The organism is Actinopolymorpha sp. B11F2, from assembly GCF_040195635.1.
Taxonomy (GTDB): Bacteria; Actinomycetota; Actinomycetes; order Propionibacteriales; family Actinopolymorphaceae; genus Thermasporomyces.
Map to the genome: position 1 here is coordinate 106,539 of NZ_JBEFTX010000024.1, position 9,132 is coordinate 115,670.

The window sequence follows — 9,132 nt, forward strand, 5'->3', positions numbered from 1 at the left end:
GTAACAGAGGTGACTACACTCACTGTCATGCAGTCAGGAAGCCGTCCCTCGGGCACCCGGCGAGAGCCGCGGACGCCGGCGGGCCGCCCCCGCGACACCCAGATCGACGCCGCGGTGCTCCGGACGACGCGGACGCTTCTCCAGGACTCGGGCTACACCAGCCTCACCCTCGAGGAGGTCGCCCGCCGGGCGGGCACGACCAAGCCCGCGATCTACCGGCGCTGGCCGACGCGCCAGCACCTGGTGACCGCCGCCCTCGCGATGGGCTTCGAGGAGGTGCGAGCCCCGGACACCGGATGCACGTTGTGCGACCTCAACGAGGGGATCAATGTCTTCGTCGCGGCGTTCCGCCAGATCCGTCCGCACGTGCTCGGACCGCTCCTCGCCGAATGTGCGTCGAAGCCGGAGCTGCGCCAGGCACTGCTGACGACGCTGTTCGAACCTCCGCGCCACGCGGTGTTCCAGATGCTCGACAAGGCGGTGGCGCGCGGTGACCTTCGCGACGACCTCGACACCGGTCTCGTCGTCGACATGCTGGGTTCGCTCGTCCACTACCGCGCGTTGTTCGGCCACGCGCCGATCGGCGAAGCCGACGTCGAACGCGCCGTGGAGTCGCTGCTTCGCGGCATCGCCACCGACTACCCGGCTCTCGTCGAACACAGTCGACGACTCGCCGGCACCCCACGCACCCATGCCGCCCACCAGTAGGCCGAGTGCCCGTGCCGGCTGCCGGTCAGGGCCTCCGCCCGGTGATCATGATCGTGATCATGAATGTTCTACGTACGTAGAGCCCCGTTCGCCTTCACATCCCCCTGCCCCTTCATGATCACTGCAGAGATCATGAAGCGATCCGGGACCATGAACGCGATCCGACACATGGACCCCGAAAATCTTCATGACCGAGATCATGATCACGGGTGGCCGCCCACGGGCGCCGGTCACGGGGTCATGATCACGGGTGGCCGGATCACGGGTGGCCGGATCACGGGTGGCCGGGTCACGGGTGGCCGGATCACGGGTGGCCGGGTCACGGGTGGCCGGCCCACTGGCACTGGCGCCTGACCCGCGGGCACTACACGTCGTCGGTCGTCAAGGTGCCGTTGACACGGCGCGGGATGCCGAGCACGTTCTTGTCGCGGAGTACTTCGGGCAGCAGCGCCTCCGGCATCCCCTGGTAGCTCACCGGACGTAGGAACCGCCGGATCGCGGTCGTCCCCACCGACGTGTGGATCGACGACGTGGTGGCGGGCCACGGACCACCGTGCTGCATGGCGTAGGTCACCGACACTCCGGTCGGCCAGCCGTTCCACAGCAGGCGTCCGGCCCGGTCCCGCAGCAGCGAGAGGAGCGGCGCCACCTGGTCGGCCTCGGACTCCTCGGCGTGCACGGTCGCCGTGAGGTTGCCGCTGAACGCGGCGGCCGCGTCGGCAAGCTGTTCGACGTCTTCGTACTCCACGACCAGCGACGCCGGTCCGAAGCACTCCTCCAGCAGTGCGTCGGCGTGCTCGAGCAGCGCCGGCACAGTGGTCTTCACCACGGTCGGCGCGACGACGAGCCCATCGACGGCGGCCCCCTCGACGAGGACCGAGATGCCCGGTGCGCCGGTCAGCCTGGTGATGCCCTCGGCGTACCCCTCCGCGATCCGCTTGTTCAGCAGCTCGGCGGCTCCTACCTCGCGGGCGGCGACGGCGATCTGCTCGTCGAGCCCGTGCCCCGCGGGTACGAACAACAATCCCGGCTTGGTGCAGAACTGCCCCACCCCAAGGGTGAACGACCCGGCGAAGCCCGTCGCGATCTCCTCACCACGCGCCTTCGCCGCACCCGGCGTGACGAACACCGGGTTGAGGCTGCCCAGCTCGCCGTAGAACGGAATCGGCTCCGGCCGCCCCGACGCGATGTCGAAAAGCGCCCGCCCGGCAGGGATGGAACCGGTGAACGAGCCCGCCTTCACCCGCTGGTCCTGCAGCGCCTCGATCCCGCGTTCGTACCCCACGACCACGGCAAACGCGCCGTCCGGCGCGCCAGCGCAGGCAAGCGCCTGCGCCACGATCTCGCCCGTACGCTGCGACAGCGCGGGATGCCCCGAGTGCGCCTTGAGGATGACCGGACACCCGGCCGCGAGCGCCGATGCCGTGTCGCCACCCGCCACACTGAACGCGAACGGGAAGTTGCTCGCCGCGTAGACCACCACGGGACCCAGCGGCACCAACATCCGGCGCAGGTCCGGCCTTGGGCCCATGCCCCAGTCCGGGTCGGCCGGGTCGATCGTCGCCTCGAGGTACGACCCTTCTTCGAGGACCTCGCCGAAGAGTCGCAGTTGGAAGGTCGTACGCACCAACTCTCCGCGCAGCCGCGCCTCCAGCAGGTGGGACTCCTCCATCGCCAGTGGCACGAGCTCGTCGGCCGCGGCGTCGAGGGCATCGGCCACAGCCCGCAGCAGGCGTGCGCGCGCGGCGGGCGCGAGCGCGGCGAGCGGTCCAGCAGCGGCCGCCGCTGCGGCGAGGATCGCCTCGAGCTCCGCGGGTTCGGTGTGCGGCACGCTCGTCGGGTTGGCGACTCGGGTCGGCGGTGGCGGAGCCGACGTGGGCTCAGTCGGGGTGGGCACAGCTGATGCGGGCACGGTCATCGGACAGCCTCCCGGGCAAACGGATCGGTCAATGCGTCGACGAGCCACGACAGCGGCTCCTTGCCGACCACGACAGGATTGGAGAGTACGCCGACATCGGCGATCGCGATCTCCACGACATCGCCGCCGGCCAACGTGAACGACATCTCCGGGATCACGCCGGTCCCGGTGGCGAGGAAGAACCCGTCCGGGAACGCGTCACCGGCGAGGACGTAGGCAACCAACTCGTCGAGCGTCCGCTTCATCCGCGCGGTCGACGTCTCGCCCCGCCAGACCGGCGCGCCGTCACGGTGCACCGTCAGCGCGACGTCCAGGGCGGTGGCGTCGGGGATTTCCCACGCCGGCCGGATGCCGGTCGAGAGCGCGCAACTCCCGGCGTACACCTTCGCCTGGGGGAGGTAGAGCGGGTTCTCGCCCTCGATGACGCGGGAGCTGACGTCGTTGCACACGACGTAGCCGACGATCTCGCCGAAGGTGTTGGAGACGAGGCCCAGCTCAGGCTCCGGCACGTCGAGTCCGGAATCGGCCCGGATGCCGATCGGCTCACCATCGGTGACGACCCGCCAGGGTAGGGCCTTGAAGAACAGCTCCGGCCGCTGCGCGTCGTAGACCTTCTCATAGACCGTCTTCTCGCTGCTCTCCTCGACGCGGGCGTCCTTGGAGCGTTCGTAGGTCACACCGGACGCCCACACCTCCGTACGCCCGTCGACGGGCGGGAGCAGGAGGACGTCGGCCTCGTCGAGGACGCCGTCGCCCGTGCCCGCGGCGGCCTCGACCAGCCCGCGAACCTCCTTGTACGGAAGCCGAAGCAGCTCCGCGACCTGGCTCACTCCCGCGACGGGCGAGATCCGCCCCGCATGGCGCACACCCACCCGGACGGCGCGATCGGACCGGTCGGCGTAACGGACGATCTCCACGAGGTGCCTCCTTCGGCGGGCCGCACAAAGCCACGGGCCTCACGCAGTCATCTGAGGGCAGTCATCTGATGTATGGCGGTCGGCGTTCAGTCTTCCAAACCGGTCACCCGACGCGACACCCCGGGCCGACCAGCGAGATTTTCGACCAGTCGTACGCCGAGACCGGGTTCGGAACCCAACCTGACCACGCCGTCGGCCACCTCCGGCAAGCCTTCGACCAGTTCGGCGTACCACGTCCGCAGGAAGGCGCGGACCGTCTCCTGGATCATGCCGTTCGGCTGGCTGAGTACCACGTGACAGCAGGCGGCAAACGCCACCGGCCCGGTGCAGTCGTGCGGCGCCACCGGTACTCCGAACGTGTCGGCGAGGGTCGCGACCTTGCGTGCCTCGGTGATCCCACCGGTCCAACCTATGTCGACGGTGACGACGTCGATCGCGCCCTGCTGGAGCAGCGGGAGGAACCCGCGCCGGCCGGTGACGGTCTCTCCGGTGGCGATCGGCACGTCGACGGCGCGGCGCAGGGCGGCGAGGGCATCCACCGCGTCCGGGCGGATCGGATCCTCGACCCAGAGCGGGCGGTAGGGCGCGAGCGCGGCGCAGATGCGTTCGGCGCAGGGGCGGTTCCAGAGGCCGTGCAACTCGACCATGACGTCCATGTCCGGGGCGCCGGCCGAACGGATCTGGTCGAGCACCGAGAGCCCCCGCGCGAGTTCGGCCTCGGTGATCGCGGTGCCGTTACTGCGTTCGGCGTAGGAGTCGAACGGCCACACCTTCATCGCGGTGACGCCGTCCGCGCGGAGGTCCTTCGCCAGTTCGCCTGGTCGGTTCAGGAAGGCGTCGAGGTCTTCGTACTGCCGGCCCGCTGCCGCGCCTGGCCCGGCGCCGATTCCCCAGTTGTCCATCTCCTGCCGGGTGGAGGTGCGTACGTAGCCGGGGCCGGCGCAGGTGTTGTAGACCCGCAGCTCGGGCCGGACCGCGCCGCCGAGGAGGTCCGCGACCGGCAGACCGGCGCGCTTACCGAGCAGGTCCCACAGAGCGAGGTCCACGGCCCCGATCGCGCGGGTCTCCACGCCGCCGCCCTGGTAGCCGGTGTACGGCGCGAGCCGGGTGGCAGCCTGCTGGGGCAGCAGATCGTCGGTGCCGAGGATCACCGGGGCCACCGTGTCGTGGAGGTAGGCCTCGACCGCGCTCGCGGCGAAGAACGCCTCGCCGATGCCGGTCTGGCCAACGTCTGTGTGGAGTTGGAGCAGACAGACATTGGGCTGGATGGAGGGTCTCAGCGTTTCCACCGCCGTGATCCGCACGCTACCGCCTCCTCGCCGTGGTTCGTTGCCCACGCCATCGTTCGTACGTGATCGTTCGTACGCCATCGTTCGTGCGCCGCAGTTGGTTGGCACCTGGTGGTCTGACCGGTTTTGCCGAGGGGTTCGAGGCTAGCCGACGTGACCCAGCCGGGCGGAGAGCGCCGCTGCGCCGTCGCTGACCAGCCGGCCGAGGCCGTCCTTGCGCTCCGGCGTCCACCGCACGGTCGGGACCGAGATGCTGATGGCCGCGACGGTGGTGCCGGCGCGGTCGGTCACCGGCGCGGCGACGCAGGCGACGGCCTCGTTCGACTCGCAGTACTCCTCGGCGATCCCGCAGCCGCGGATCTCCGTGAGCCGGGTACGCAGCTGCGTGGCCGAGGTGATGCTCCGCTTGGTCAGGGCGGGCAGGCTGTCGCCGATCGGGTACAGCTCGTCGAGCCGGCTGGAGTCGAGTCGGGCCAGCAGCATGAGGCCGACGGCGGTGCAGTGGGCGGGTAGGCGCCGGCCGACCGCGGACACCATGCGTACCGGATGGGTGCAGTCGGCCTTGGCAACATAGATCACGTGCCGGCCGTCGAGGACCGCGACGTGGACGGTCTCGTCGCACGCCACCGCCACCTCCGTCGCCGCCACCTGGCCCTCGCGGGCAAGGTCGAGCCTTTCGGCGTACGTCGCGCCGAGGTGGAACACACCCACCCCCAGGCGGAACCGGTGCGGCTGGCCCGGCACCGGGGTGAGGTAGGAACGTTCGACCAGGGTGCCGACGAGTTCGTGGACCGACGTACGCGGCAGGTCGAGCCGGGCGTGGATCTCCGGGATGGACAGATCCTCGGCCGTGCCGAACAGCTCGAGGATGTCCAGTGCCCGCATGACCGCGGGGACGGATCGGCCCATAGCTCGGCGCTCCTTCAGTTCCCGTGAGCGGGGAACGCTTGACGCGACTGGCTCCGCCTGCACACGATGTCCGAGTATACGAATGGCGTTCGAGATACCGGACATGCGGGCGACGGCTACCGTACGACGGCTTTCGCACGATCGCCATCGACAATGGCAACCAGACACTCAAGTCCTGGACACTCGGGTCCTGGACACTCAAGTCCTGAACAGTCGGGTCACTGGAGAATCGGGTCCTGAACACTCGGGTCCCGAACGATCGGAGGGTGGAATTGTCGTGGTTCGCACGCGCGGAACCCAACTGCTGGAGAAGCTCGATCTCCCTCCCCGCGACCTCGGGGAGCTTCCGGCTTCGGACAAGCGGTTCCCCGACGGGGTTCGGTACCGCGTCGAGATCCCGAGCACCGAAGGCCCACGCTGCCTCGCGGCGGCGCTGGAAGAGGCGGAGCGGTTGAAGGTGCCGGTCCGCCGGATCTCCCAGGGCACCGGCGTCTTCCTGCTGACCGACGTCGAACTCGACACCATGGTCGAGCAGGCCGACGCGGCGGGTGTGGAGGTCAGCCTGTTCGCCCGGCCCTGCGCGGGCTGGGGTGTCTCGGCGACTGCCCGGTCGGCCGCGGGCGGCGGGTTCGCCGCGACCGCACACGGCCAGGACCAGGTGGCCGCCGTCCTCGACGACATCCTCCGGGCTGCCGAGCACGGCATCCGCAGCGTGCTGATCTCCGACCTGGGCGTGTTGGCGGCGTTCGGGAAGCTGCGCGCGGCCGGTGACCTGCCGGCCGAGATGCAGGCGAAGGTCTCGGTGATGCTGCCGATCACCAACGCCGCGAACGCCCGTGTCCTGGAGGACCTCGGCGCGGACACGCTCAACGTCGCGACCGACCTGAGCCTTGCTCAGATCGCGGCGATCCGGGCGGCCGTGGACGTCCCGCTCGATGTCTACGTCGAGGCGCCGGACAACCTCGGTGGATACGTACGCCACCACGAACTGCCCGCGCTCATCGAGGTCGCGGCGCCGGTCTATGTCAAGTTCGGCTTGCGCAACGCACCGGACGTCTACCCGGCTGGTACGCATCTCGAGGCGACGACCGTCGCGCTGACCCGGGAACGGGTACGCCGGGCCCGGCTCGGGCTGGACCTGCTGGAGCGGTACGGCGTCGACGAGCCCACGTCCAAGCCCGGCGCCGCCGGACTTGCCCTCCCGGTCAGGCGTACGACCTGACCCCGGCCCGGTAGCCACCCTCGCGCCGCCACACTCCAGCCTGCTCGCGCCGTCGGCTCGCCCCGTCGCTTCGTCCGTCGGTTCGTCCGTCGGTTCGTCCGTCGGTTCGTCCGTGATCATGAAGGAAAATCGGCAGATGGGCCCCGAAAACCCTCATGATCACGGTCATGCGGATCCTGGGCCGTGACTCGCCGCGAACTCGCCCGCGACCCGGCCGAGCACTGTCAAGGGGAGGTTGCCATGCCCCAACAGCGCGTCGTGGAAGGCCCTGATGTCGAACGACGCGCCAAGCCGCTGCTCGGCCTCCGCCCGCAACCGCACGATCTCCAGCCGTCCCACCATGTAACCGAGCGCCTGACCCGGCCAGGCGATGTAGCGGTCGATCTCGTTCTCGACGTTCTTTCGGGTGAGGGCGCTGTGCTCCATCATGAACCGCACCGCCCGATCCCGACTCCACCCGCGCGCGTGCATCCCGGTGTCGACGACCAGCCGGCAGGCGCGCCAGAAGTCGAACGACACCATGCCCAGCTTCGCCACATCGCCGGTGTAGAGGCCCATCTCGTCGGCAAGCCGTTCGGTGTAGAGCGCCCACCCTTCGGTGAACGCGGTCGCACGGGCATGGCGGCGGAAGTCGCAGAGGTCCGGCAGCTCCCACAGCAACGCGAGCTGCGTGTGGTGGCCCGGCACCGACTCGTGGAACGTCAACCCCTGCAGTTCGAACCGCGGTCTCGTCGCAGGTTTGTACGTGTTGAGCCAGAACCGACCCGGCCGCGCGCCGTCGATGCTCGGCCACTGGTAGTAGCCCAGGTTCCCGTTCTCCGCTTCGTACACCGACTGCTCGAGAACCTCGCAGCCCACCTCAGGAACCCTGCCCAGCCAACGCGGCAACGCCTCCTGGGCTCTCGCCAGCGTCGCCCGCGCCTCGGCGAGCATCTCTTCGGCGTTGTCGAAGCAGAGCTCGGGGTCCGTACGCAGTCGGTGAGTGATCTCGGCGAAGTCGGCCGTGCCGAGCGTGCGGGATCCGCGTTCGCGCATCTCCTCGGTCAGGTCCGCGACCAGCGAGAGGCCGAGTTCGTGGAGTTCGTCGACGCTGTGGTCGGTCGTCGTGTGCCCCGCGGCCAGTTGCTGGTAGAGCGCGACGCCGTCCGGCAGGTGCGCAAGCCCGGGCTCCTCGTCCGAGCGCGACGTCGGTAGGACCTCGCCCACCAGATGGTGCCGGTAGTCCGCGAGCGCCGGCCGCACCTGCTCGGCGACGACCGCCGCCACCCGGTCCCGAAATCCCGGCGGTTCGCCCTCCGCCGGCGCCGCCACCTTGGTCAGCGGGTCGTCGGCGAGCGACGTCGCGAGATAGGCCTCGACCTGCTCCACCGCGGCGAGAACCAACCGGCGCACGGGCAACCGGCCAGCCGCGCGGCCGTTGTCAAGCCGCCCTTGCGCGGCAGCCAACCAGGCCGACACCTTCGCGCAGCGGGCGAGATATCCGTCTGCATCCTGGGCCGTACGCAGCGTGGACTTCGGGAGGCTGATCATCACCGTCGCCGCCGAACCCGTGTGTGGTAACGGAGTCACCGTGTAGTCAGGCGCCGCGGCCGCGAGACCCACCAGAGCGTCCGAGATCGTCCGCAGCATCACCTCACGGGTGATCCGGCGGTCGGCGTCGAGCAGGTCGGCCGCGACCGCGGAGGCCTGCTGGTGAAGGCGTTCCAGCTCGATTCGGCGCCGTTCCTCACCGGCCATCGTGAGGTCGGGTAGCAGGCCGGAGTATCCCGGATAGCCCACCTGGCTGGCGTAGAGCGGTGACCACGCCAGCTGGCCTCGGAACATCTCCTCCGCCAGTCGATCCAGTTCCTGCACGGCAACGTCGGCCTGCGTGTCGCCCACGTGGTTCGCCCTTCGGTCGGCTTCTGATCCCGGCGTCCGGTCCTTGGCGACAGCCTCAGCCTTTGATGCCGGTGAGGGTGACGCCTTCGATGAAGTAGCGTTGGAGGAAGAAGAACAGCGCGATGATGGGTGCGATCACCGCGGCGGATGCGGCCATCAGGTAGCCCCACTGCGCGGTGTAGACGCTCTGGAACGACGCCAGGCCGAGCGCGAGTGTGTAGTTCTCCTCGCTGCTCAGATAGAGCAACGGGTTGAGGAAGTCGTTCCAGGTCCCGATGAACGTGAAGA

General features: G+C 69.6%; 7 protein-coding genes and 1 pseudogene. 2 read left to right on the forward strand and 6 right to left on the reverse strand.

The window, feature by feature from the left end; all coding sequences use genetic code 11:
* Positions 1-27 precede the first annotated feature (27 nt).
* Positions 28-708 carry a TetR/AcrR family transcriptional regulator gene (locus tag ABN034_RS31185; RefSeq protein WP_349694557.1) on the forward strand — a complete coding sequence of 227 codons (681 nt, stop codon included), beginning with the start codon at positions 28-30 and terminating at the stop codon, positions 706-708.
* Between the two features lie 364 nt (positions 709-1,072).
* Here ABN034_RS31185 and ABN034_RS31190 read toward each other — a convergent pair whose 3' ends face one another.
* From ABN034_RS31190 to ABN034_RS31205, 4 genes are all read right to left on the reverse strand, one after another.
* Positions 1,073-2,626 carry an aldehyde dehydrogenase (NADP(+)) gene (locus ABN034_RS31190; protein ID WP_349694558.1) on the reverse strand — a complete coding sequence of 518 codons (1,554 nt, stop codon included), beginning with the start codon at positions 2,624-2,626 and terminating at the stop codon, positions 1,073-1,075.
* Positions 2,623-3,543 (reverse strand): fumarylacetoacetate hydrolase family protein, encoded by a 921-nt coding sequence (locus tag ABN034_RS31195; protein WP_349694559.1) that lies wholly within the window; start codon positions 3,541-3,543, stop codon positions 2,623-2,625. Before ABN034_RS31195 ends, ABN034_RS31190 begins: the two co-directional genes overlap by 4 nt.
* An 86-nt stretch (positions 3,544-3,629) precedes the next feature.
* Positions 3,630-4,847 (reverse strand): mandelate racemase/muconate lactonizing enzyme family protein, encoded by a 1,218-nt coding sequence (locus ABN034_RS31200; protein WP_349694560.1) that lies wholly within the window; start codon positions 4,845-4,847, stop codon positions 3,630-3,632.
* 129 nt (positions 4,848-4,976) lie between these two features.
* Positions 4,977-5,741 carry an IclR family transcriptional regulator gene (locus tag ABN034_RS31205; protein WP_349694561.1) on the reverse strand — a complete coding sequence of 255 codons (765 nt, stop codon included), beginning with the start codon at positions 5,739-5,741 and terminating at the stop codon, positions 4,977-4,979.
* Positions 5,742-6,018: 277 nt separating this feature from the next.
* On the opposite strand from ABN034_RS31205, the gene ABN034_RS31210 reads away from it, so the two are divergent.
* Complete coding sequence (locus tag ABN034_RS31210) at positions 6,019-6,963, forward strand: U32 family peptidase (protein WP_349694562.1); 945 nt, start codon at positions 6,019-6,021, stop codon at positions 6,961-6,963.
* Between the two features lie 165 nt (positions 6,964-7,128).
* Here the strand turns inward: ABN034_RS31210 and ABN034_RS31215 are convergent, their stop codons facing one another.
* Together ABN034_RS31215 and ABN034_RS31220 are read right to left on the reverse strand one after the other, a co-directional pair.
* Complete coding sequence (locus ABN034_RS31215) at positions 7,129-8,844, reverse strand: DUF885 domain-containing protein (RefSeq protein WP_349694563.1); 1,716 nt, start codon at positions 8,842-8,844, stop codon at positions 7,129-7,131.
* A 55-nt stretch (positions 8,845-8,899) separates the two neighbouring features.
* A pseudogene (locus ABN034_RS31220) lies at positions 8,900-9,132 on the reverse strand (carbohydrate ABC transporter permease); the annotation flags it as partial.